The 21,035-nt window shown below is 51.4% G+C and carries 22 protein-coding genes and 1 riboswitch; of the genes, 9 read left to right on the top strand and 13 right to left on the bottom strand.

What is annotated here, in order from left to right:
• Positions 1-56 precede the first annotated feature (56 nt).
• Together BN3277_RS05790 and BN3277_RS05795 are read right to left on the bottom strand one after the other, a co-directional pair.
• Positions 57-1,592, bottom strand: a complete 1,536-nt coding sequence (locus tag BN3277_RS05790) for an MFS transporter (protein WP_059041340.1) — start codon at positions 1,590-1,592, stop codon at positions 57-59.
• On the bottom strand, positions 1,589-2,494 hold the full coding sequence (locus tag BN3277_RS05795) for an SDR family oxidoreductase (RefSeq protein ID WP_028538414.1): 906 nt from the start codon (positions 2,492-2,494) through the stop codon (positions 1,589-1,591). The genes BN3277_RS05790 and BN3277_RS05795 overlap by 4 nt, the downstream gene beginning before the upstream one ends.
• Positions 2,495-2,746: 252 nt before the next feature.
• Here BN3277_RS05795 and BN3277_RS05800 point away from each other — a divergent pair, with 252 nt between their 5' ends.
• Positions 2,747-3,319, top strand: coding sequence for a TetR/AcrR family transcriptional regulator (locus tag BN3277_RS05800; RefSeq protein WP_028538415.1), 573 nt, complete (start codon positions 2,747-2,749; stop codon positions 3,317-3,319).
• Positions 3,320-3,554: 235 nt separating this feature from the next.
• On the opposite strand, the gene BN3277_RS05805 is transcribed toward BN3277_RS05800, so the two are convergent.
• Together BN3277_RS05805 and BN3277_RS05810 are read right to left on the bottom strand one after the other, a co-directional pair.
• A complete protein-coding gene (locus BN3277_RS05805; protein WP_059041341.1) occupies positions 3,555-4,445 on the bottom strand; it encodes a helix-turn-helix transcriptional regulator in 891 nt (296 codons plus the stop codon).
• 14 nt (positions 4,446-4,459) lie between these two features.
• Complete coding sequence (locus tag BN3277_RS05810) at positions 4,460-5,437, bottom strand: helix-turn-helix transcriptional regulator (RefSeq protein WP_059041342.1); 978 nt, start codon at positions 5,435-5,437, stop codon at positions 4,460-4,462.
• A gap of 99 nt (positions 5,438-5,536) precedes the next feature.
• Here BN3277_RS05810 and BN3277_RS05815 point away from each other — a divergent pair, with 99 nt between their 5' ends.
• Together BN3277_RS05815 and BN3277_RS05820 are read left to right on the top strand one after the other, a co-directional pair.
• On the top strand, positions 5,537-6,022 hold the full coding sequence (locus tag BN3277_RS05815; RefSeq protein WP_059041343.1) for a GyrI-like domain-containing protein: 486 nt from the start codon (positions 5,537-5,539) through the stop codon (positions 6,020-6,022).
• A 21-nt stretch (positions 6,023-6,043) separates the two neighbouring features.
• A complete protein-coding gene (locus BN3277_RS05820; protein WP_059041344.1) occupies positions 6,044-6,511 on the top strand; it encodes a hypothetical protein in 468 nt (155 codons plus the stop codon).
• 44 nt (positions 6,512-6,555) lie between these two features.
• Here the strand turns inward: BN3277_RS05820 and BN3277_RS05825 are convergent, their stop codons facing one another.
• On the bottom strand, positions 6,556-6,945 hold the full coding sequence (locus tag BN3277_RS05825; RefSeq protein WP_059041345.1) for an ester cyclase: 390 nt from the start codon (positions 6,943-6,945) through the stop codon (positions 6,556-6,558).
• A gap of 146 nt (positions 6,946-7,091) precedes the next feature.
• On the bottom strand, positions 7,092-9,500 hold the full coding sequence (locus tag BN3277_RS05830) for a glycoside hydrolase family 16 protein (protein WP_059041346.1): 2,409 nt from the start codon (positions 9,498-9,500) through the stop codon (positions 7,092-7,094).
• Positions 9,501-9,881: 381 nt separating this feature from the next.
• On the opposite strand from BN3277_RS05830, the gene BN3277_RS05835 reads away from it, so the two are divergent.
• Both BN3277_RS05835 and BN3277_RS05840 read left to right on the top strand, forming a co-directional pair.
• On the top strand, positions 9,882-10,838 hold the full coding sequence (locus BN3277_RS05835; protein ID WP_059041347.1) for a sigma-70 family RNA polymerase sigma factor: 957 nt from the start codon (positions 9,882-9,884) through the stop codon (positions 10,836-10,838).
• Between the two features lie 75 nt (positions 10,839-10,913).
• Positions 10,914-11,339, top strand: a complete 426-nt coding sequence (locus BN3277_RS05840; protein WP_059041348.1) for an SRPBCC family protein — start codon at positions 10,914-10,916, stop codon at positions 11,337-11,339.
• Positions 11,340-11,376: 37 nt separating this feature from the next.
• Here BN3277_RS05840 and BN3277_RS05845 read toward each other — a convergent pair whose 3' ends face one another.
• Positions 11,377-11,754: a MerR family transcriptional regulator gene (locus BN3277_RS05845; protein WP_059041349.1), complete on the bottom strand. Its 378-nt coding sequence runs from the start codon at positions 11,752-11,754 to the stop codon at positions 11,377-11,379.
• Between the two features lie 266 nt (positions 11,755-12,020).
• Between BN3277_RS05845 and BN3277_RS05850 the strand changes: the two genes are divergently transcribed.
• Positions 12,021-12,245, top strand: coding sequence for a hypothetical protein (locus BN3277_RS05850; protein ID WP_059041350.1), 225 nt, complete (start codon positions 12,021-12,023; stop codon positions 12,243-12,245).
• Positions 12,246-12,341: 96 nt separating this feature from the next.
• Positions 12,342-13,733 carry an MATE family efflux transporter gene (locus BN3277_RS05855; RefSeq protein WP_059041351.1) on the top strand — a complete coding sequence of 464 codons (1,392 nt, stop codon included), beginning with the start codon at positions 12,342-12,344 and terminating at the stop codon, positions 13,731-13,733.
• Between the two features lie 175 nt (positions 13,734-13,908).
• On the opposite strand, the gene BN3277_RS05860 is transcribed toward BN3277_RS05855, so the two are convergent.
• Both BN3277_RS05860 and BN3277_RS05865 read right to left on the bottom strand, forming a co-directional pair.
• A complete protein-coding gene (locus BN3277_RS05860) occupies positions 13,909-14,673 on the bottom strand; it encodes an SDR family oxidoreductase (protein ID WP_059041352.1) in 765 nt (254 codons plus the stop codon).
• Positions 14,670-15,047, bottom strand: a complete 378-nt coding sequence (locus tag BN3277_RS05865) for a MerR family transcriptional regulator (RefSeq protein ID WP_082691340.1) — start codon at positions 15,045-15,047, stop codon at positions 14,670-14,672. The genes BN3277_RS05860 and BN3277_RS05865 overlap by 4 nt, the downstream gene beginning before the upstream one ends.
• A gap of 161 nt (positions 15,048-15,208) precedes the next feature.
• Between BN3277_RS05865 and BN3277_RS05870 the strand changes: the two genes are divergently transcribed.
• Positions 15,209-15,934: a 3-ketoacyl-ACP reductase gene (locus BN3277_RS05870; RefSeq protein WP_059041353.1), complete on the top strand. Its 726-nt coding sequence runs from the start codon at positions 15,209-15,211 to the stop codon at positions 15,932-15,934.
• Between the two features lie 306 nt (positions 15,935-16,240).
• Here the strand turns inward: BN3277_RS05870 and BN3277_RS05875 are convergent, their stop codons facing one another.
• From BN3277_RS05875 to BN3277_RS05890, 4 genes are all read right to left on the bottom strand, one after another.
• A complete protein-coding gene (locus BN3277_RS05875) occupies positions 16,241-16,570 on the bottom strand; it encodes a heme oxygenase (RefSeq protein ID WP_059041354.1) in 330 nt (109 codons plus the stop codon).
• Between the two features lie 17 nt (positions 16,571-16,587).
• Entirely contained in the window at positions 16,588-17,289 is a 702-nt protein-coding gene (locus BN3277_RS05880; protein WP_198342949.1) for an ABC transporter ATP-binding protein, read from the bottom strand.
• Positions 17,289-18,410 (bottom strand): ABC transporter permease, encoded by a 1,122-nt coding sequence (locus tag BN3277_RS05885; protein ID WP_059041355.1) that lies wholly within the window; start codon positions 18,408-18,410, stop codon positions 17,289-17,291. The genes BN3277_RS05880 and BN3277_RS05885 overlap by 1 nt, the downstream gene beginning before the upstream one ends.
• A gap of 129 nt (positions 18,411-18,539) precedes the next feature.
• Entirely contained in the window at positions 18,540-19,106 is a 567-nt protein-coding gene (locus tag BN3277_RS05890) for a TetR/AcrR family transcriptional regulator (RefSeq protein WP_059041356.1), read from the bottom strand.
• Positions 19,107-19,333: 227 nt separating this feature from the next.
• A riboswitch (glycine riboswitch) is annotated at positions 19,334-19,412 on the top strand.
• Between the two features lie 164 nt (positions 19,413-19,576).
• Here BN3277_RS05890 and BN3277_RS05895 point away from each other — a divergent pair.
• Positions 19,577-20,956, top strand: coding sequence for an amino acid permease (locus tag BN3277_RS05895; protein WP_059041357.1), 1,380 nt, complete (start codon positions 19,577-19,579; stop codon positions 20,954-20,956).
• Positions 20,957-21,035: the final 79 nt, after the last annotated feature.

The following is a 21,035-nucleotide window of genomic DNA, read 5'->3' on the forward strand; positions in this document are numbered from 1 at the left end:
CCTGCTCGGGTTGAGACGGCGATTGATTTTAGCGGTCCCCTCGGGACAGCGGGGTTTTACCTGTTGGGAGCAGAAGTTGAACTTGCCGCATTCAAACTCTGATCAGATAAACGACGGCTAGCTCGAAAGGTTGCCGCGACGACGAGGATGCCGACCAGAAGCGTAACGACGCTTGCTACATGCAGTGCTGATTGAGCTCCCGAGACGAAGGCGTTGAGGATTGCCGTTTGCTGAGCAGGAGCCGCCGCAACGGCATCGGCAACCGTGTGAGGGACGGAACCTTGTTGAAGATTTGCCGGTAGATGCCGGGTGAACGATTCGGTTAATGTCGTACCCACGATCGCGACGCCAAGGGCGCTCCCGAGTTCCCGGGTCGCCGATTGAAGCCCTCCAGCAACGCCGGCCTGCTCGGTGGGCAAGGCCGACGTGATCTCTGCAGTCAAGCAGGGAAGCGCGAGGGCGATGCCAATCCCGATCAGAACCAGCCAAGCTGCGTAAACGAGATAAGGCTGGTAGGCGGCGGACGCCAAGCCGAATAATCCAATGCTGATGGCAAGGAAGGCCGTGGTCAGCGTTGCGGGGATCCCGATGCGCTTCACTAGATCGGGAACGATTCGTGTACCAAGCAACATGGGCACCGAGATCGGAACGATGGCTAACCCGGCTTGCAGCACGGAATACCCGCGTCCATACTGCAGGAGGGATGCATTAAGATAGAACAGGCCAAAGCTGCCGAAAAACAGCACGAGCATCCCTAGGCTGGCGGTGCTGAGCAGAAGGATCCGAAATAGACGCGGATCCAGTACGGGGTAACGTACTCTCAGCTCAACCGCGACCCAGATCGCGCTGAGAATAACGCTGACCGTAAATGCCGTGATGACCACCGTGCTGTTCCAGCCGTATTCGGGACCTCCAATGATGCCGATCAGGAGAGCGACGATGGCTGCGACGAGTAATACTGTTCCGGCAGGATCAAGGCTGCGGGGGCTGCGGCTGCTCCGTTGTACGGCAAGAGCGGTCCATAGCGCGAGGAGAAGCGCAAACGGCACGATCGCCCAGAACAAGGTTCTCCATGAACCGGCAGTCAGCAAGGCGGCTCCGGCGATATTACCCACAAGTCCGCCCAAGCCGGTTGTCATACCCCAGATGGCGAGAGCACGTCCGCGACGGTCCGGTGCGGTTGCGTGCACCAGCACTCCGACGCAATTGGGGAGCACCAGCGCTGCACCTACACCTGTGATCGCACGTCCAAGCAGCAGGCTCGTCACATTGGCCGAAGCGGCTGAGATTGCCGCACCGGCTGCGAATGTGACGAGCCCGGCGATCAGGATGCCCTTGCGTCCAAATCGGTCGCCGGCTGCACCGCCCGGGATCACGAGGCACGCGAATAAGACGACATAAGCATCAACGATCCATAGCAGCTCGGATGAACTCGGATGCAGACTGCTGGAGGCGAGGATCGGAACTGCCAGATTGATGGCAGCGACCAGGCCCACGACCAGAACGGTGCACGCACACACGCACGCCAGGATCAGCCCCGGGTACCGTGAGGGGTTCACGGTATTTGGGGACGTCGTCTTTGGAGTACTCATGCTTTCTCTGGTTCTTTATAAGCGCCGGATAGAATGTCATCCATCAAAGTGGGTCCGGCCGGTGCCCAATCCAGAAGCTGGCGAGTCTGTTCGCTGGAGCCAATCATAGGCATTTTGAAGAAACTGCCGACAAATCCGAAGTGAGCTCCTGCCTCTTCCGGCGGGATGGAAACCACGGGCAGGTCTAAAGCACGTCCGATCACTTCGGCGATGGTCCGGGTGCTTATCGATTCTTCGGCGATGGCATGTAGACGCGATCCAGCAGGTGCCTTCTCGATCCCCAGCCGGATGAGTCGGGCTGCGTCAGAACGATGGACAGCGGACCAAGCGTGAGAACCGTCGCCGATATACCCGGACACGCCCTGCTTGCGTGCAGCGTTTACTAGATAATTAATAAAGCCCCAATCACCGGCTCCGTGAACGGTGGGTGCGAATCGGACAATAATGGTATCTACCCCGCGGTCAACGTAATCAAGAGCAAGGTTCTCAGCACCGCCCCGGGCAGATTCTGGACCGACAGCAGGTGATGGATCCGTCTCCAGGACAGGTCTGCCTTGGACTAAGCCGGATATCCCGTTGGCAACCACGAAGGGCCGACGGGTTCCAACCAGCGCATTGGCGAGGGTCTCGACAGCGGCACGTTCGGCCCGGTCCGACTCGGCCGGATTCGCCCAGTCATGCTTATTCGCCAAGTGAACGACAGCTTCGGCTTCAAGAGCTCCACGGCGGAGGGAATCCAGATCATCAAGGTCTCCGCGAAGAGCGGTGGCCCCTTTCTCTTGGAGCAGTGCAGCGGCAGCGTCCGAGCGTGCCAGTCCGATCACTTGGTGACCCGCTCTCATGAGCTCATCCACCGTGGCCGATCCAATCCATCCTGTTGCTCCAGTTACAAAAACTTTCATCAATATGACCTCCTTACAACCTTTGAAGGCTGTGTTTTGTTTCGGTCCATCGCATCGCTGGGATTCGTTTCGACAGTCAAACCTGCAATTACGAGACACCGTGTCTCATAATATAACAAAAACAATACACCGTGTCCAGTAATTATTTTTTGGATGATAACAAAATGCACAGGAGGGCTTGCCGCATCCATATCCTCACGTCGTTAAGAAATAGACAAGGCATTGGACTCGATGTATATTTGAAACATGGAAATGAACAAAGAAACCCACCCTAGTGGCCGTCCTCGCAGTGAACAGGCAAGGGCGGCTGTTCTGAATGCAGCTGACGATCTCCTGGTCGAGATTGGTTATGCGGCTATGACAATGAAAGGGATCGCCGAGAAGGCGAGAGTGTCCCGGCAAACGATCTATCGCTGGTGGTCTCACAAAGCGGAGATTCTCTTTGAGGCGAGCGCTGCGGATGCGGAGGAGGAACTGTCGATCCAATTGTCAGGCGATCCCTTGGCGGATCTCACCGCTTATCTCGAAGCGCTCATCCACTTTCTTGCGAACTCTCCGGCGGGTGCAGCTTATCGAGCTCTGCTCGGTGAAGCACAGCAGGACTCCGCAGTGGCGGAGTTACTCTCTGCCAAAGACCCGATCGGCGATACGGCCCAGGTCATTCTAAAGCACCTATTCGAGAAGAATCAGGTGCCAATTCCGCTGGATCAGGCCACCGCCTTGTTCATCGGCCCTTGCTTCTTCTGGATCTTGAGCGGACGTGATCCTGCGGGGCTTGTTCCGCAGGAATTGGCGAAGAATTTCTTGAGTTATCTTCAAACCTAACTTGGCCCTGGCAAGGACCTTGCCCGGAGGCATGGTTGCCTCACCCTATTCGAATAAAGACGCCCATCGGCGTCTTTATTCTTTTGATATGACCGATTTCGGAAGATATTCGATATTCATCGCTGCCAACCCGTCCTAATTGTTCGAGCTAATGGGAACGGAGCAGGAGTAGTAAACAAGAGAGAGAAAGGGTCATCCCCAAAGGGATGACCCTAAAGCTACCTTGCAAATGCGGTTAGCTAAGCTCCTGACTAGACGGTGAGGACGCTTCGCTGCCTTGGTCCTCTGCCAGCAACTGCGCCAGCTTCTCCTCCGTTCCTGAGCCGGGGGTGGGAACAAAGAAGCACCAGTGCAGTCCGGGATCATTGTCGATCGCTGTAGCGCAATGGATCGTGAACGACAGCACCTGACCGTCCGGCAGGCGATAATGGATGGGGTAGTGGAAAGTACTCTTTTGCCGAACCTCATGCCACTCCCACATCCGTACGAAATCCTCGCTATTCTGCTTTAATTGCTCAAATCGTTCCACGTACAACGGATTGTTTTTGTAAAGGTCGTAAGTGGCTCGGGTCAACGCGGTAATGTACCGCGCGAATTCTTCCCAATTCACCAGCCTTTTTGGATACTCGGGATCTAGAAACAACAGCGTCGCCATGTTCCGCTCGTTGGACGGCATTCGGCCGAAATCCCCAATGACCCGCTCCGCCCCGCGATTCCAAACGAGAATATCAGCTACCTCATTTGCAATAAAGGAAGGGTAACGCAATTGATCCACCAAGCTTTGCAGCAGGCTTGGATCCGGTTTCTCCGGTTTGGGTGCCTGAGGATAACTGACCTGATCCAGTGAAGCTAGGTTAAACAAGTGTCTGCGTTCATCTTCGTCCAGCTGCAGCGCCCGGCTGATATGGGACAACACCTCAGGGGAGGGATTCTTCTCGCGCCCCTGTTCCAGCCAGGTGTAGTAAGTAACACTCACGTTGGCAAGATAGGCGACTTCTTCTCTCCGAAGCCCCGGGGTCCGTCGTCGGCCGGGCAAGGTTTGGATCCCGGCATCTTCAGGCTGAAGCCGATGACGGCGTGATTTAATGAACTCCCCTAATGCGGATGTAGAAGAATGATTCTCCATCTATCCTTACCTCCTTATCTAGCTTTTACTGTCTGCTCTATTTCCTTACCTCTATGACGTAACGCCTCGATGATTTCCTCCGGTACCTTCCTGAATTTGAAATCCTCCCCTAGAAACAGCAGCCAGTTGATCGTCTCGGTGATCTCGTCCCGTTGATTTACTTGGACAAACATCTTTAGCATGGCGGTGGTTTGATAGGGGTTGGTATAGGAAATGAATGCTTTTAAGGGATGATACTTTTTGTATTGGGCAATGGCGTAAGGGCCTAGTTCAAGGACCAGATTCATTTCCTCCTCTTGCTTGCCAAGGAGCTCTAGAATCTTCTTCCGACTCATTCGCTTCTTGGGAGAGTAAGGCTCAACTTGCGTCAGTTGGTCGACGGTAAACAGCTTTTTCTTCTCTTCCTGCAAATCATAGGCCTCCATCAGCCACAGGCTTTTCTCATGATACAGATGCAGGAGAAAAATAGGGTAAGAGTTGATTTCCTCCCCTTCTTCTAGGGTAATCCATAAGTAGTTGTCGAGGAGCAGGTTCTGGATCAACTTCTCCAGCATCGGGTGGGGGAGGTCCGAGAGCTCCAACAGATCGGGATTATGCGGATTGGTCCCTTCAAACAGCAGGATTTCATCCAAGAGCACGAGGTCGTCCTGCTGGTTTTTGGAGATGAGCCCCAGCAATTTTTCAGCTAAGGATTGGCGGCTCTTCAAGTAAGGAAGCTGGGCATTTCTCGTCGCCATGAAGGCGATGAACAGCGCTTTGATCTCCGTATCGGTAAAACGAACAACGGGCAGGATCGAGTTATGCATGACGGAATAACCGCCATCCCTACCAACTTCGGCGACCAGGGGCATCCCTAAAGCTTCGATTTCCCGTATATCCCGAATCGCCGTCGAACGGGAGATGTGAAACTCGCGCATAATCTCGGTGATGGTAAAGTGCGATCGGTTGTTGATATACCGCATGATGGTATTAATCCGTTCAACTTTTTTCATCAGGGCTCCTAAACAGGTTCATTTTTTGACATGATTTAAAGTTATGATAAACCCATCAAGCATATAAAACAAATTTTAAGTAAAGGTGGTAACGAAAACATGGCGAATTATGTTTTGGAAGAGAAGGATGGCTTCACCGTATTTGGTTTGGGCACGGAATTAAAAAGCCATTACACGGATTTTGCCGGCATCAATCAGGAAAAGTCGAGTTTCTGGCAAGCCGTCACCGAGGACGGCCGACTCGAACAGCTCAAAGCGATTGCCGAAAATGACTACGTTTTTGCTGTAAATGAAGCGGTCAATAACAAAATGATGTATTACGCTGGCGTATTAAGCCATGAATCGCTGCCGGCCGCAGAGGGCTCCCGGGTCATCCAATTCCCGAAGGGGGAATACCTGGTGGTGAAAGGGGAGGGAACAACGGCGGATGAGTTAAGTAATCAGCTGGCGGGGATCGCTTTTGGCCAAGTCTTGCCGGAAGTGAGCCATGTTGCCTATGTTGGCGGGCCCAATACAACGGTATTGATGGAGGAAGAGAACGGCCGCATCGCGGGGGAAATGTGGATCCCTGTCGTAAGGAAATAGAGAAGAAGAGGAGGGGCTAGCATGTCCTATGTCGTTGATTTCAAAAATGTATCCATCGTCGGTTTAGAATCCTCTCCTGTAGCAGAGGCGTTAGCCGGGTTGCGTGCAAATGAAGCGCGTTACTTTATGAACAAATATAAACATGTGTTTACGGTCGAGCCGGCCAGCGAAAGCCAGGAAACCCTGGATTACGTGAACCGGATCTTAAAAGAAGAACGGGGCATCGAGTTTGCGGCCAAGCCGTTAGAGACGTCGTTTTTTCAAGTCGAAAACATCCGGTGGGCTTTCGTCTTCTATGAGGATGGGCTAGGGGTCAACGTCCTGTATACGTTGGATGATCCCAAGAAGCGGGCCGTAGGCTTTAAGCTGTCCGAAGGGATGGAGGTCCCCAAGGAGCTGGAGGAGAAGAAGTTTAAGTTTGCCCGGCAGAAGTCTAAATTGGCCGGTACGATCCGGGGCTCGTTTTTTGTGGTTAAAGGCGAATATTAAAATGACGGGAAGGAAGGCCGTTCAACGTTGAACGGTCTTTCACTTTATCTTCCGATTTGTGCTTCGATCGCCGCTTTATCAATGACGGACCACACCTGCTTGATTTTCCCGTCTTCATACTTGTAAATGACATTTTCATAAAACAATACGCTTCTCCCATCCACAGGAAGTCCCATAAATTGCCCCTTGGGCGTGACATCAAAGCGTAAGCGGCTCGAAATATAAGGCGGCTCGCAAACGAGGGTATGAATATTGAAATAGAGATCTGGAATATCTCGGTAATTGCCCTCCAGCATGTCTCGGTAACCGGTTAAGCCGATCAGCCGATCATTATAACAAACCTCGTCATGCACAAATCGGCCCAGTTGCGCTAAATCCCTTTTATTCAAACCGTTTATGTATTCCCGGTAGATGGCTTTCAAAAAAATCTTCACAGAAGCGACATCCTTTCTGTCGAGTTTAAACCCATAAACACCGATTTATTGTATTCAAAGAACTCCGTATGCATGCAAAAAAGAGAACCAGGGCCCCCGATAGGGAGCCCTGGTTTGATGGAATGGTGGTCGAGTTGTCTCGCCAGCTATTCCGGTGCTCCTTGCGTAACCCCGTGAACATAAGTTTGCCAGGGGGTATCCAGCGCTCCTTGCCCGGGGTTATAGGTGAAGAAATACTCCACATGATCCCCTTGACTCAGGTTGTTGACCGCATAGGTATAGTTGCCGTTCCCCGTTGGGGTCATGGCGACATTCAGCTGACCGCCGTTATTGATCTTATAGTGCAGATCCGCGAAAGTAGCGCCGTTCACGTAGAACAGCAGGTTATCGCCGGTTTTCTTCAGCCCCTTCACTTGATCGCCGATGACGATCGTGGAGGGTGTGCCCGGGTCCCCAGGATTCCCAGGATTCCCAGGGTTTCCGGGATTCTCGCCACCGCCTCCAGTTCCATTATCCTTATACACACGCACATAATCAACCTGCATCGTGGCCGGGATATCGCCGGGATTCGGAGCGTTGCCGCCGTCGAAGTTTCCGCCGACCGCCAGGTTCATAATGAGATAAAACGCCTGATCAAACGGAGCGTTCGGGTTGTTTGGCGCTGCCGCGGAATACCATTGATCCCGGGTTGCTCTAAAGAAGAACTTGCCGTCAACGTACCACTTGATGTTGTCCTCTTCCCAAACCACGGAATAGACATGGAAGTCATTGGCGATGGTTTGCCCGGACGGGAAGTTGTATTCGCCCGAGAGATGCGTATTGGCCGGCCATTGTCCGCCAAAATGAATGGCGCCGGAAGATTTGCCGGGCAGACGCCCTCTGGCTTCCATGACGTCGATTTCACCGGAAGCGGCCCAGGTGCCGTAGGTTTGATCCTGCGGCAGCATCCAAAGAGCCGGCCAAATGCCGTTCCCCGTAGGCAGCTTCGCGCGGAAATCCACTCTGCCGTATTTCAGCGAGAAGTGATCCTTCGTGTTCACCTTACCGGAAGAGTATTGTGCATATCGATTCGGATCCTGCGGGAAGGATTTCGGATCGTTTAAGGCCCGGATATGGAGCTTCCCGTCCTGAACGAAGATATTTTGCGGGCTGTTCGTGTAATGCTGCAGCTCCGCATTGCCCCAACCCCAGGTGCCGGGATCATCATTCAGGTAATATCCCTGTTCATAATTCCATTTGCTTGTGTCCAGCTGAGATCCGATAAATTCATCCTGCCAGATAAGCGACAATCCTTCAATGGCAGGATTGCTTGGCGTGCTGAGCGGAATATCCGCTTGGTCGGATTCATCCGGCCGCGGGGCGTTTGGATTGCCAATAAAGGTGTAAGTGACGTAGTTGTTTTCAACGTTACCGCCCTTTTGCCCATTTAAAGGATATCCAATACGGATTTGCATATCTTCCTGGATCGGTTGGAACCACAGGCCATAGATATAGTCCGCCCAATAGCCCCATTGATTCGCACTGGACAGGTTATTGTAACCATTCGCGGAATAAACGAACCCGCTTTGCCCGGAATCCGCTAGATCCACCCATTGCCCATTGCGGTTGATTTGATAGACGAAATTCCCCAACTCTGTGGCGATGGCGGCGCTTCCGTCGATTTTCGGCAGAGGCAGCCCGATGGCACCGCTTTCATTTGCGGTGAACGTCGTTCCCTCATAAGGCGTCAGGACGTACGAATTTCGGACAGGTTCATTAAAAATAATCGTATAGACCACGTTCGCCAACGAGGTCTTTGATTCCAGCTTGACGTTGATCGACTCCGTGACGTTAAACCAGTAACCTCCGCCTCCGTCGGTAAACTGGCCGAAGTTCTGATCATAAATCCAGCCGCTGGCCGCATTGTTGTCGATATCGATCCAGGTGCTGCTGTTCACCGGCTTCACGTAGACTTTCAAATCCTCGGCTACCGCGGCATAAGGAACGGCCGGATCGTTGTTGAAGACGGGATAGGTGAAGCCGGCTCCGCCCGTCGTGCCTGCGGTGATGACCGGACCTTGCGTTGGTGTCATCGCGGTAATGGTCGTTTTGTTGATATTTTCAAAGACGAGAGTGTAATTGAGCGTAACCCCATTTGCTTTGGAGTACAGCTGAATCTCGGTCGTTGCGGAAAGGGTGAACCAATAGCCATTAAAACCGCCGTCACTCCAGTGACCCCAGTTCTGGTTGTAGATAAAGCTGCTGATACTGTCGATATCAACCCAGTTGCCGTTGACTTTCACCTTGACGCCTAAGTCTTGCACAACATCGCTCCAGGTGGAAGAGCCGCCGTTAAAAATCGGCATGACAAAGCCGTAACTGGCTTGTCCGACACCCGACTTCGTGATCACCGGCCCGTCCCCTGCCGAGAAGTAACTCATCGAGGTAATCGTAGTTCCGGCTGCCTGAGCCTTTGGCGACGGCATTAAACTGACGCCAGCTACCATGATGACCGCCAGGAGCAAGCTGAATACCTTTTGAGCCAGCCGCCTTTCCGTAAAGTGAGATCGTTTCATGAATACCCTCCCTTTATTATTGTGATTCTCCCAACGTATGCATGGATAGGGAAATACTTACATAGGAGAACGCTTTCATTCTATCAATCCGGTCATCCGATGAATAGGTTCCATATTTCGGGTGAGGTATCCATATTTTAGGGGAGCAAGGAATTATCACGAATTTAAAATATTTTGCGGAGAGGGCCCTCTTCCGAAAGGGATTCAGAAGGGGAAAAAGAATATAATAGAGGTCCCCTAAACGTGAGTAAAAGGGAGGGATCCGAATGCTTAAACCGGATGCTTTGACTGTAATCGAACAGGATAAGGCAAGTTTGGATGAATATACGTTAGAACAGCTGCGCTACATGATTTCTTATTTCCTGCCTAAAGGAGGCTTATATGAACGGAACTACCCTGGACCTGCAGTTATTGGAAAAAATGAGGCCGGAGCTTACCGCGTTCTGCTACCGGATGCTGGGATCGATCGATGACGCGGACGATGCGGTTCAGGAGATCTATATCCGCGTTTGGCAAAGCTGGAGCTCGTTCCGACAGGAATCCTCGCATAAGACCTGGATTTATCGGATCGCCTCCAACTTATGTCTGGATAAACTGAGACAGGCGAAGCGCCGGGTGCTTCCCGTTGACTTGTCCGATCCGGCGAGCTCCATCGTGGAACCTCGCGAGACGTTACCCGATTCCGCCTGGATCTGGCTGGCTCCCGACTTCGGGGAGAACCCTGAGGACGCGCTGATCCGCAAGGATACCCTGCAGCTCTGCTTTATCGCGCTGCTGCAGACCTTGCCTCCCCGTCAGCGTGCCGTATTAATTCTAAAGGATGTCTTCGATTGGTCCTCGAAGCAAATTGCAGAGACCATGGGGATGTCGGCGGCGGCCGTAAACAGCGCGCTGCAGAGAGCAAGGGAGACGATGAACCGAGCCGAGCTGCGTTCCGATGAGCTCAGCCGCATGGAAGGCGAGCCGGACCGCGAGCTGCTATCGCGTTATGTGGAGGCCTTCGAGCAATTTGACGTCGACCGGTTGGTCGCGTTATTTCACGAGGAAGGCTGCATGTCCATGCCGCCATTCCCGATGTGGGTCCGCGGCAGGGAGGATTTGGCGAAGTTTTTCTCGCTTACTCGTTGGCATTGCGAGGGCTCTCGGTTTTTGCCGGTTAAGATCAACGGCGGGTATCCGGCGCTTGCGCAGTATATGCCAAGCCGGGATGGAGACCAACTGGTTCCTTGGGGAATTCATGTCCTTGAAACCAAGGATCATCAGATTCTCCACGTCCAAAATTTCATAAACACCAAATTATTTTCCCGATTGGGGCTTCCAGAGCAATTGGACCGATGAATTTCGAAATCGGCTTACGTCTATAGGAATGTAAAGGTAAACCAACCATCCTATTGAAAGAGGTGCCATTGAAACATGGAAACCAATCAACCAACGAAAGTAACCGTTCAAGCGGTGATTCAAGCCCCTATGGAAAAGGTGTGGAGTTATTGGACAGAGCCGGAGCACATTACGAAGTGGAACCAAGCATCGGAGGACTGGCATGCGCCAAGAGCGGAGAACGATTTGCGGGCCGGGGGCACCTTCGTAACTCGGATGGAAGCGAAGGACGGCAGCATGGGTTTTGATTTTGGCGGAGTTTATGATGAAGTCCAAACGCACGAGCTCATCTCCTACACCATGGGGGACGGCAGACGGGTGGAAATTACCTTTGCCGCGGAAGGCCAAGGGACGAAGGTCGTTGAAACGTTTGATGCCGAAAGCTCGCATCCGGTCGAGTTCCAGCAAGCGGGCTGGCAAGCGATTATGGACAATTTCAAGAAGTACGTGGAAGAATCTTAAGATACGGAACGGGCGCCCAAGCGGACGCCTTTTTTCGTTAAGGAAGCTTGTCGAACTTATTCTCCTGCGCTTCGATGAGAGCCAACTTATAGTTGAGCTTCTCCAAAATTTTGATGAGGTGCGATATTTGCTGTTCCACTTTGGTTCTTTGCTCCGAGAGGATTACTTTTCGCTCCTGCAACGTTTCCTCTCCACGCAGATAAAGCTCTGTGTAATGCTTGATCTCTTCCAAAGATAAACCGGTCGAACGCAGGGCCTGCACGGTATTGATCCAATCGATATTGATCTCCCGGTAGAGGCGGACCCCGTTGGCATCGCGCTCAACTTGAGGAAGAACTCCTTCTTTTTCATAAAAACGCAAGGTGTACGGAGAGATTGCCGTGAGTTCTGTAACTTGCCTCACCGTATAGGACATCGCGTTTCTTCCCCTCCTTCGATTAGAGTTACTCCAACTATATTAGAGTGGATTTAGGTGAAAAACAACGATTTATTCCTGTGTTTCTTCAAGAAAATTAAGGTGTTGACTTAGAGTTCCTACAGTCATGTAAGCTTGGGGGGTGGTTATCAATCGAGGGATAAAAGGAGAACTGATACGATGAGAAAAACAGTGTTGATTACCGGTTGTTCTTCAGGTTTAGGAAATACCTCAGCCAAGAAGTTTGCTTCAGAGGGCTCAATCACATGATGCAATCCTTGAGCCATTCTCCGTTTGAACCTGCGGATGAACATGCGGTGGCAGATCAAGTGATCAAAGCCGCTTCGGATCCGACGAACCAGCTGCGGTATGTGGCAGGGCCTGATGCAGAAGAAACGGCACAATTAAGATGGACGCAATCGGAAGATAAGTATATGGCCACGATGCGAGCCTTATTAGGTCATACCGCGTGGTGCGACTCCCAAAAGTAAAGTTGCCTAAACATAATTTCCCCATAGACGAATCGATTTGCGAACGCTACACTAGGGAAGGCGACAAAGAATACACCTAGTAGGAGCTTGTGAATCGTGACTTTAACTGAACGTATTCCTTCATGGAAGAAACTAAGTCTTTTTGCGGTAACCTGGCCGATCTTTATTGATTCCGTTCTGCGGATGATGCTCGGCACCGTGGACGTATTTATGCTAAGCCGTATCTCCGATACCGCAACAGGAGCGGTGGGCTTAGCCAATGAAATCATTTATTTCTGTATCTTGATGTTTGGGTTTGTGGGCATCGGAACCAGTGTTGCGGTATCCCAGTATCTCGGTGCGGGACGGGAGAAAGAGGCAAGCCGCGTCTCGGCACTGGCGATCACGATGAACCTCATCTTCGGGATTCTCGTTAGTATTGTCCTCTTTAGCTTTGGAGAGTCGCTTCTGCGGCTGCTCAACCTAAATTCGGAACAGATTGGTATCGCTAGCCACTATTTGAAGATCATCGGCGGCTTTATGTGGATCGAGGCGCTGTCTTATGCCGTTTCATCGGTCATCCGTTCGAGTGGGAATACCAAAAGCGTCATGTACGTGACGCTTGGCGTGAATCTTCTCCACGTCACGGGCAACTATCTGTTGATCTTCGGGAACCTGGGCTTTCCGGAAATGGGCGTTACCGGCGCGGCCATATCGACCGTAGTTAGCCGTTTTGTCGGCATTATCGTGCTGTTCTTCATCTTGTATCGCCGGGTTCCTGCGCCGATTCGCGGGAAGGATTACGTGACTTGGAATGGGACGTATGCCAAGCAGATTTTAAGCGTGGGGCTGCCGGCGGCGGGAGAACACCTCGCTTGGCAGTCGCAGTACCTCATGATCATCGGTTTCGTGAATATGATTAGCATTACCGCCTTGAATACGCATGTGTACGTGATGAACATCTCGAACTACTTTATGGCGCTAGCCGCGTCGATTGGAGCGGGGACGGAGATCATCGTCGGGCAAATGGTTGGGGCGGGTGAGATGAAGGCGGCCTACAAGCGGCTGATGAAAAGCGTAAGGATCAGCTTCTTGCTCACGTTGCTTATCGTCGGAGTGGCTTCGATTTTCCGACATGACCTCATCGGCATGTTTACGGAGAATCCGGAGATTATTGCGGCGGGGGCAAGTATCTTCCTGTTATCTATCGTGCTGGAGCCCGGTCGGACCTTCAATATGGTTATCATTAATTCGCTGCGCGCCGCCGGGGATGCGCGATTCCCCGTTCTGATGGGCGTATGCTCAATGTGGGGCGTTTCGGTTCCGCTGGCGTACCTGCTGGGCGTTCACTTGGGAATCGGGCTGCTGGGCATATGGATTGCATTTGCCGTGGATGAATGGCTGCGCGGACTTATTATGTTGCTTCGCTGGAGAAGCCGTGCTTGGGAGAAAAAAGCGCTCGTCAAACCGGTTTCCGCCTCGGAAGAGGCACTTGGGGCATCAGCGTAATAGGGCCGAAATAGATAAAGGCGCCTTTCCAGGCGCCTTTTTTCTTTATTTATTTACCTTTTTTTTGTGAGGTCTGTAATCCTGCTCCTCAACCAAAGTTGATTGAAGCACAAAGGGTGCCCCTACGTCATCGTTGATGACGAAGGGACACCCTGATTCCTTTTACGACTCCACCTCAGGACTCAATTGAGTCTTTGGTGGCTTGATACAGCTGTTCCGTGTATTGGTCGATATCGTCGCGGGACATCCGCAGGCGAGCGACCGAGGAACCGTATCCGATCTCTTGCTTGCCTTCGGCTAAACCTTGGAAAATGCCTTCCGTGAAGGCGTCCAGCGGTTCTCCATGCGTATGCAGACCACTGCCTCCTAAATCTGTGTTTACTGCAGGAGGGGCAATTTCAATGACTTCAACGGATGTTGCAGACAATTGGAGTCTTAAGCTCATCGTGAACGAGTGAAGCGCCGCTTTGGTTGCCGAATACACCGGGGCAATCGCAAAAGGAGTAAACGCTAAACCGGAGGTGACGTTAAGGATCGCGGCCGCTTCTTTTTCAGCGAAATAAGGAGCGAACAACATCGACAAATGGACCGGCGCCTCGATATTCGTGGTCATCTCCTTGCTGTAATCGCGCCAGTGGTCTCTTACATCCGCTCTGAGAACACTGTAGCGCTGCTGAATCCCGGCATTATTGACCAGTACGTTCACATCGGGATAATTCGTGGTCACCCAATCGAACAAGGCCAGGCGCTCGCTTTCCAGCTCCAAATCGCAAACTCGGGTAATTAAGCCGGGGACTTGCTCTCGAGCTTGCTCAAGAACGCTTTCCCGCCGGCCGCAAACGATCACGGTATTTCCGGCTCCCACAAATTTCTCCGCAAAAGCGAGCCCGATCCCGGAACCGCCGCCGGTAATCAATATCGTATTTCCTGAAAGTTTCATCGATTTTCTCCTCCTCGGAGTTGTATTTGATAACGTTCGATTTTATCTTCAATCCCCTGCAGGTGTTCCTTCATTAAGGCCATCTCATCCAGCACGTTTTGCTTGTGCTTCACCAGCATGTCGAGCCGGTTCTCGATCGAGGTATCTCCTTCGACAACCCATTCCATGTATTGCTTTATGCCGCTGATGGGCATATTGGTGTTCTTGAGGCAAATTACGATTTGAAGCAACGCCAATTGACGCTCGGAAAATAATCTTCTGCCCGCTTCGTCCCGTTCGATAAACGGGAGAAGTCCTTTTTTCTCATAATAGCGCAGGGTAGATTCGGGAATATGGTACTTGGCTGAAGCTTCGCCAATGGTATAGAACTTCATGTTGGAGACCCCCAAACGTAAGGTTTCTTGTCGACACGATTATGATACGACTTAAACCATGGTTTAAGTCAACGTGTTTCTTTGCATTTACGTCTGCCTGTCCGGTTACAGTATAATAGGAGAGGAGTGAAGAACCTAAAAAAAGAGAGGAGCCAAGGGAAATGGCACAGTCATTAAAAGGAAAAGTCGCGATCATCACGGGAGCAGCCCGGGGGATCGGCAAAGCAACGGCGGTTGCCTTAGCGAAGGAAGGTGTCCACATCGGGTTAATGGCAAGAACGGAGTCGACGTTAAAGGAAGTTGCCACTGAGCTGGAAGGACTGGGGGTTAAAGTCGCTTACGCAGCAGCCGACATTGCCTCGAAAGAACAAGTGGAGACGGCGGTCGAATCGTTGAAGAACGAGTTGGGAGCTGCGGATATTCTGATCAATAATGCGGGGATTGCCACGTTTGGGACAGTGCTGGAGATGGACCCGGCCGAATGGAAGGGCATGATCGACACCAATGTATTGGGTACCTATTACGTAACCCGAGCTGTACTTCCCCAAATGGTTGAAAAAAATAGCGGAGACATCATCAATATCGCCTCGACGAACGGCCTGAACGGGGCGGCCACCGCGAGCGCCTACAGCGCCTCGAAGTTCGCCGTGATCGGGTTCACCGAGTCGCTGGCCCAAGAAGTTCGCCGCAACAACATTCGGGTCTCGGCATTAACCCCGAGCACGGTAGCTACCGATTTGGCCTTGGACTTGAACTTGATCAAGGACAACAACGAATCCAAATACATTCAAGCGGAAGATTTGGCGGAGTTTATCGTGAATCAATTAAAGCTCAGCCAACGCGTTTATGTGAAGACGGCCAGCTTTATTGCGACGAACCCGTTTTAAGCTTTGGACCGCATGACAGCCCCCTCTTGGGGGCTTTTGCTTTTGCAGGAAACGGTCTTCTTGATCTGTCCGGCCCGGTTATGCGGCCATTGGCATCTCCGTCACTATTTAACGGAACGCACCGATCGGGAGGCTCACTTCGAGCTCGACGTTCCGACGATGAATCAATATCTGCCGAGTATCTTATTACGTTTGGTACGGCCATCCGGGTGCTGGAGCCGCAGGAAGAGACCTTGTAACGTAAAGCCCAAAAACCCAGCCCATTCCAATTGAATGAGCTGGGTTTTTTCGGTTGAGAGATTAAAGTTATCTCGCGATTTCTTTCAGTGAGGCGACTTCATAGGTGATCAACTGGCTTTCGAGAATCGGAGATTCTTTTGGCTCCCCATGGGAGCTTGGCTCCGGACGCTTGTGGGCTTCTTTAAAGCGATCACTGTTTCTCCACGCTGTGAAATCGTCCATGGATTCCCAATGCATATTCACATTTAGTTCATCATGATCTGCGTGTTGCGCCAGGAGTACCTCAACTTTCACAAGCCCTTGCGTTGAATCCAGCGAACCGGAGGCCGTAAAGCCAGGAGCCATGATCGCTCCCATTCCTTTTCTGACCTGAATTCGGTTGGTGACGACGATCATCTTCAACCCCTCCTTATTTAGTGTGCCAAATGAACCTGCTTCGTAAGCTGCAGCTTGCCATCCTCCATGTGATACACCTTATCGCAATACTCGAGCATACGCTCATCGTGAGTTACCATAACCGCCGCAATTCGGCGCGTCTTCACTTGGTTTGCGATCAGGCTGACCACTTCGTGCGCTCGCTTGGTATCGAGGCTGGCCGTGGGCTCATCTGCCAAAATCACGTTGGGATGATTCATCAAGGCCCGTGCAATCGCAACCCGTTGTTTCTCGCCGCCTGACAGCTCTTCCGGGAAGCTTTTTAACTTCGCCCCCAGCCCTAATTCCTCCAGCAGCTTGACGGCGTACGCTTTATCCTCCGCACTTATCTTTCCGGCCATCTTCTTTACGACCAGTAACTGGTCAAGGACTTGGAGGTAAGGTACCAGATTGGAAGACTGCATAATAAACCCGATTTCTTGCAATCGTATACTGGACAACTCTTTATCGGACAGCTTGGAGAGAGGCAGCCCATTCAAGGTAACTTCCCCCTCGGAGGCTTTGAGCAGAGCTCCAGCAATGGATAAGAAGCTGCTTTTCCCTGATCCCGAAGGGCCAACGACAGCGACAAATTCCCCTGGCTCAACGGTAATAGACACATTCTCCAGGGCGCATACCCGGGTGCTGCCCTCGCCGTAATATTTAGACACATTGGTTAGTTGCAAACCCATGGTTGTCATTATTCAACCCTCCCAAGCGCTTGAAGCGGATCTATTTTTGTAATTTTACGAACCGAAACCAGTGAACTCAGCACGGCAATCATCAAAAGGACAATCGAATAAACGATGACTAGCTTGGTATCCAGCATAAACGGCATGCCCTTTGGCATGATCGCCGCAGTCCCGTAGGCTAGAAGGACCCCGATGACAATACTAACCAACGAAAGAACGAATACTTGCGACACAATCGCTCTACTTAAGAATCCGTTCTTTGCACCGATAGCTTTCATGATCCCGAATTGGTTCGTTTTCTGCATCGTCATGACGAAGAAGAACACACCTAGCACAAAGGCGGAAATGACGAACAAGAAGGCCAGCATCATCAAGATGGTGCCGCTCTCTTCCTTGTAGCCGGGCATTCCCTGTACTGCTTTCGCACGGGTTACGGTGTCGGTATTCGTGAGCTTGCTGCTGATCGTATCCGGATCAATATCCGATCCCTGCAGCATAATCGCGTTGACAGGTCCTTCAATCCCTTTATCCGAGCCAGGCGCAGCAAACGCGATTTCGCGCCATTCCGGCATCGGAATAAACACGGCCGGAAGGTGGTTATAGGTCTGATCTTCAACAAACCCTATAATCGTTAAGGCCACGGTGGATCCGTCCAGCTTGAACGTATCTCCAAGTTGGAACCCTTCGTCCTTCATGGAATCGTTAACGATAACGGCGGTTAAGTTCTCATTCGACAGCGGGTCGCCTTGAATTACAGCCGGCTCCAGGAAGCTTCCGGGAAGAATACCCAAGATCGCGATATCCACTTTATCGTCATTGTTCGTGCTATCGCCTTTCAGAGCGGTTGCCATCGTGCTTCCCATCGGAGCCGCTGCAAGTACATTCGGCAATTTCTCGGCTTCACCCACCAATTGTTCGGATAGGAGGGACTTGCTCATGGAAGACTGGGCCCCTTGCTCGAAGACCACATAATCTGCTTTCATATTTTTAAAAGCTGATGCCGCCAGGGAAGATAATCCGTTCCCCAATCCGGATAGAATGAAGACGAGCCATGCCATCATGACAAAAATGATGACAATCATCGAAAACCTCATCTTACTGTGCAGGATCTCTTTCATTGCTAAAAACATAGGGTTTGTTCATCTCCTCACTCTATTTTTGACACATGTGTCTAATTTAATACGGCTAAATCATTACCTCTTGATTAAACACCATTTTGACACTCGTGTCAAAAATAAAAATATGGAAGTGCTTTTTTCCTACTTTATTGCTCCTCCCATCCACACCTCAAACAGCATCTTGCTCCATTGGGGAAGCGGAACACTCATCATATTTGGCGTATTGATCAGATTAAAAAACACACCCACATGAACGGGAAGCGGGATGTCTTCTCTTAATTTGCCCTCCTGCTGGGCTTTCTGGAACAGACGGGTCAGCTGGACCTTGAGAAAATCGTGGGCTTCTTCAACAAATTCAATATCACGGCGCGCAGCTTCCGAATTCGACGTTTTGATTTTATACGCATCGCTTAAGAGCTGATGCAACTGGTATTCCTCCAGGTAGATCCCCAGTAGCTCCTGAAGAGCCTGCATCGCGTCGGACTCGTCAAGGGCAGAGGCCTTCTCAAGGATCCCTGCAGTAACGCGTTTCATGCACGCAGCAACGATCTCATCTTTATTGGCAAAATACTGATAGATTGTACTGCGGGCGCCTGGCAGGTGCTGCGAGAGCAATTTAAGATTAAACCCGTCGTAACCGTGCTCCAGCACCAAACGTTTCGTCAGGTTCAACAGCTCCGAATGGGAGTAGGATTGTTTTCTAGCCAATGGGAAGTCTCCTTTCTTTAGACCTGGCTTCAATCGCCTCTCTCTAGTTTAGCATAAGGAGATAGGCTTTATCAGCGGAACATTCATCCTGCTCTAGCCCGCCCTACCGAATGTGGGTTGACAAAACGAACAACGAGGATTAAGATTGATAAAAATTTCACATTCATTGTAACAAATGAACAATTGAATACTTACAAGCTATGATGGCTATGGATCGCACTATAGCCGGAGCAGCTTCTGGAGAGACCGCGGTTCCCGCGGCGCCGAAGGGTTCACAATCTCAGGCAAAAGGACAGAAGAGGATAAATCCATCGATTTGGTAGGCGGTTCGCCGAGTATACCAAGTCCTATTTATTCATCTTACGTACCGGAGATTGGAGGGCATCCAATCTCTTTTTTTATGCCTAATTTGTTCATGAATTCACATGGGTGAGGAAGGATAGTTCGTAAATTTTAAGGGGGAGTCGGGAATGGCACAACAGGAATTAAAGAGAGATCTGGCGAATCGGCACGTTCAGCTGATTGCAATTGGCGGCACAATTGGGACGGGGTTGTTCCTCGGATCCGGTAAAGCGATTCAGCTGGCCGGGCCGTCGATCGTTTTTGCCTATCTGCTTGTGGGGATCGCCGTTTTTTTTGTGATGAGAGCATTGGGAGAACTGCTGTTGTCCAAAGCGGGATATCAATCCTTCACGGACATTGCCGAAGATTATCTGGGACCGCGGGCAGCGTTTGTCACCGGTTGGACCTACTGGTTTTGCTGGATCATGACGGCCATGGCCGACGTGATTGCGGTGGGGGTCTACGTGCAGTATTGGTTTGACATCCCGCAATGGGTTCCGGCCGTGATCTGCTTGATCATTTTGCTGGGGCTAAATCTATTAACGGTAAAAAATTTCGGTGAATTGGAGTTTTGGTTTGCCTTAATCAAGGTCGTTACGATTCTTGTGCTCATCGCCCTTGGAGTCATTTTGCTGGTGATCGGATTCAAGACGGATGCTGGAACCGTTACGGCAACAAATATTTGGGCCCATGGCGGCCTCTTTCCTAATGGCATCCAAGGCTTCCTGCTCTCGTTCCAAATGGTCGTGTTCGCTTATGTTGGCGTGGAGCTGGTTGGGGTATCGGCGGCAGAAACGTCCAATCCGGAGAAAAATATCCCGTCGGCCATCAATAAAATTCCGCTGCGCATTTTATTCTTCTACGTTGGCGCTTTGATCGCGCTCTTATGCATTAACCCCTGGACGGGGCTAACTCCGGCGGAGAGCCCGTTCGTGAAGACGTTTAGCCTGGTTGGCATTCCGATTGCGGCGGGAATCATTAACTTTGTTGTCTTAACCTCGGCCGCTTCCGCCTGCAATAGCGGGATGTTCTCGACCAGCCGGATCCTGTATAACTTAAGTAAAAACGATCAAGCTCCCTCGCGGATGGCGAGATTAAACCGAAACCATGTACCTGGTAACGCCTTGCTGATTTCCACGCTGGTTATCTCGGTAGGAGCGCTGCTGAGCAAGCTGATCCCGGGGCAGGCCTTTGGTATCGTGACGACGATTAGCGCCATTTGCTTTATTTGGGTCTGGGGCGTGGTGCTGGTGTGCCATCTTCGGTATAAACGTACACGGCCGGAACTGCAGGCGAAATCCAAGTTTAAAGCGCCGTTTACGCCTTGGGTGAATTATGTGGTCCTCGCGATGTTTGCGGGCATTTTGCTGATTATGCTGATTGCGGAGGAGACCCGGCCGGCCCTGTTGCTAACGCCGCTGTGGTTCATTATCTTGTTTGTGTTGCATGCGCTAAGAAAACGCAAGGAACAGGAGCCTCACGCTCCCCTAGAGCAAACCCGTCTCTAACGGCGGTGGTCCCAGCTTTGCAACTCGAATCAAATTTACGGGATTTGCCGGTGATATGATCAGGGGGAAAGGAGGAGGA

This window comes from Paenibacillus rubinfantis (assembly GCF_001486505.1).
Classification (GTDB): Bacteria; Bacillota; Bacilli; order Paenibacillales; family Paenibacillaceae; genus Fontibacillus; species Fontibacillus rubinfantis.

What these genes read in the sequence shown, in the direction of transcription:
- BN3277_RS05790 (WP_059041340.1), bottom strand. Translation starts at nt 1,592, where the DNA reads ATGAGTACTCCAAAGACGACGTCCCCAAATACCGTGAACCCCTCACGG.
- BN3277_RS05795 (WP_028538414.1), bottom strand. Translation starts at nt 2,494, where the DNA reads ATGAAAGTTTTTGTAACTGGAGCAACAGGATGGATTGGATCGGCCACG.
- BN3277_RS05800 (WP_028538415.1), top strand. Translation starts at nt 2,747, where the DNA reads ATGAACAAAGAAACCCACCCTAGTGGCCGTCCTCGCAGTGAACAGGCA.
- BN3277_RS05805 (WP_059041341.1), bottom strand. Translation starts at nt 4,445, where the DNA reads ATGGAGAATCATTCTTCTACATCCGCATTAGGGGAGTTCATTAAATCA.
- BN3277_RS05810 (WP_059041342.1), bottom strand. Translation starts at nt 5,437, where the DNA reads ATGAAAAAAGTTGAACGGATTAATACCATCATGCGGTATATCAACAAC.
- BN3277_RS05815 (WP_059041343.1), top strand. Translation starts at nt 5,537, where the DNA reads ATGGCGAATTATGTTTTGGAAGAGAAGGATGGCTTCACCGTATTTGGT.
- BN3277_RS05820 (WP_059041344.1), top strand. Translation starts at nt 6,044, where the DNA reads ATGTCCTATGTCGTTGATTTCAAAAATGTATCCATCGTCGGTTTAGAA.
- BN3277_RS05830 (WP_059041346.1), bottom strand. Translation starts at nt 9,500, where the DNA reads ATGAAACGATCTCACTTTACGGAAAGGCGGCTGGCTCAAAAGGTATTC.
- BN3277_RS05835 (WP_059041347.1), top strand. Translation starts at nt 9,882, where the DNA reads ATGAACGGAACTACCCTGGACCTGCAGTTATTGGAAAAAATGAGGCCG.
- BN3277_RS05840 (WP_059041348.1), top strand. Translation starts at nt 10,914, where the DNA reads ATGGAAACCAATCAACCAACGAAAGTAACCGTTCAAGCGGTGATTCAA.
- BN3277_RS05845 (WP_059041349.1), bottom strand. Translation starts at nt 11,754, where the DNA reads ATGTCCTATACGGTGAGGCAAGTTACAGAACTCACGGCAATCTCTCCG.
- BN3277_RS05850 (WP_059041350.1), top strand. Translation starts at nt 12,021, where the DNA reads ATGATGCAATCCTTGAGCCATTCTCCGTTTGAACCTGCGGATGAACAT.
- BN3277_RS05860 (WP_059041352.1), bottom strand. Translation starts at nt 14,673, where the DNA reads ATGAAACTTTCAGGAAATACGATATTGATTACCGGCGGCGGTTCCGGG.
- BN3277_RS05865 (WP_082691340.1), bottom strand. Translation starts at nt 15,047, where the DNA reads ATGAAGTTCTATACCATTGGCGAAGCTTCAGCCAAGTACCATATTCCC.
- BN3277_RS05870 (WP_059041353.1), top strand. Translation starts at nt 15,209, where the DNA reads ATGGCACAGTCATTAAAAGGAAAAGTCGCGATCATCACGGGAGCAGCC.
- BN3277_RS05875 (WP_059041354.1), bottom strand. Translation starts at nt 16,570, where the DNA reads ATGATCGTCGTCACCAACCGAATTCAGGTCAGAAAAGGAATGGGAGCG.
- BN3277_RS05880 (WP_198342949.1), bottom strand. Translation starts at nt 17,289, where the DNA reads ATGACAACCATGGGTTTGCAACTAACCAATGTGTCTAAATATTACGGC.
- BN3277_RS05885 (WP_059041355.1), bottom strand. Translation starts at nt 18,410, where the DNA reads ATGTTTTTAGCAATGAAAGAGATCCTGCACAGTAAGATGAGGTTTTCG.
- BN3277_RS05895 (WP_059041357.1), top strand. Translation starts at nt 19,577, where the DNA reads ATGGCACAACAGGAATTAAAGAGAGATCTGGCGAATCGGCACGTTCAG.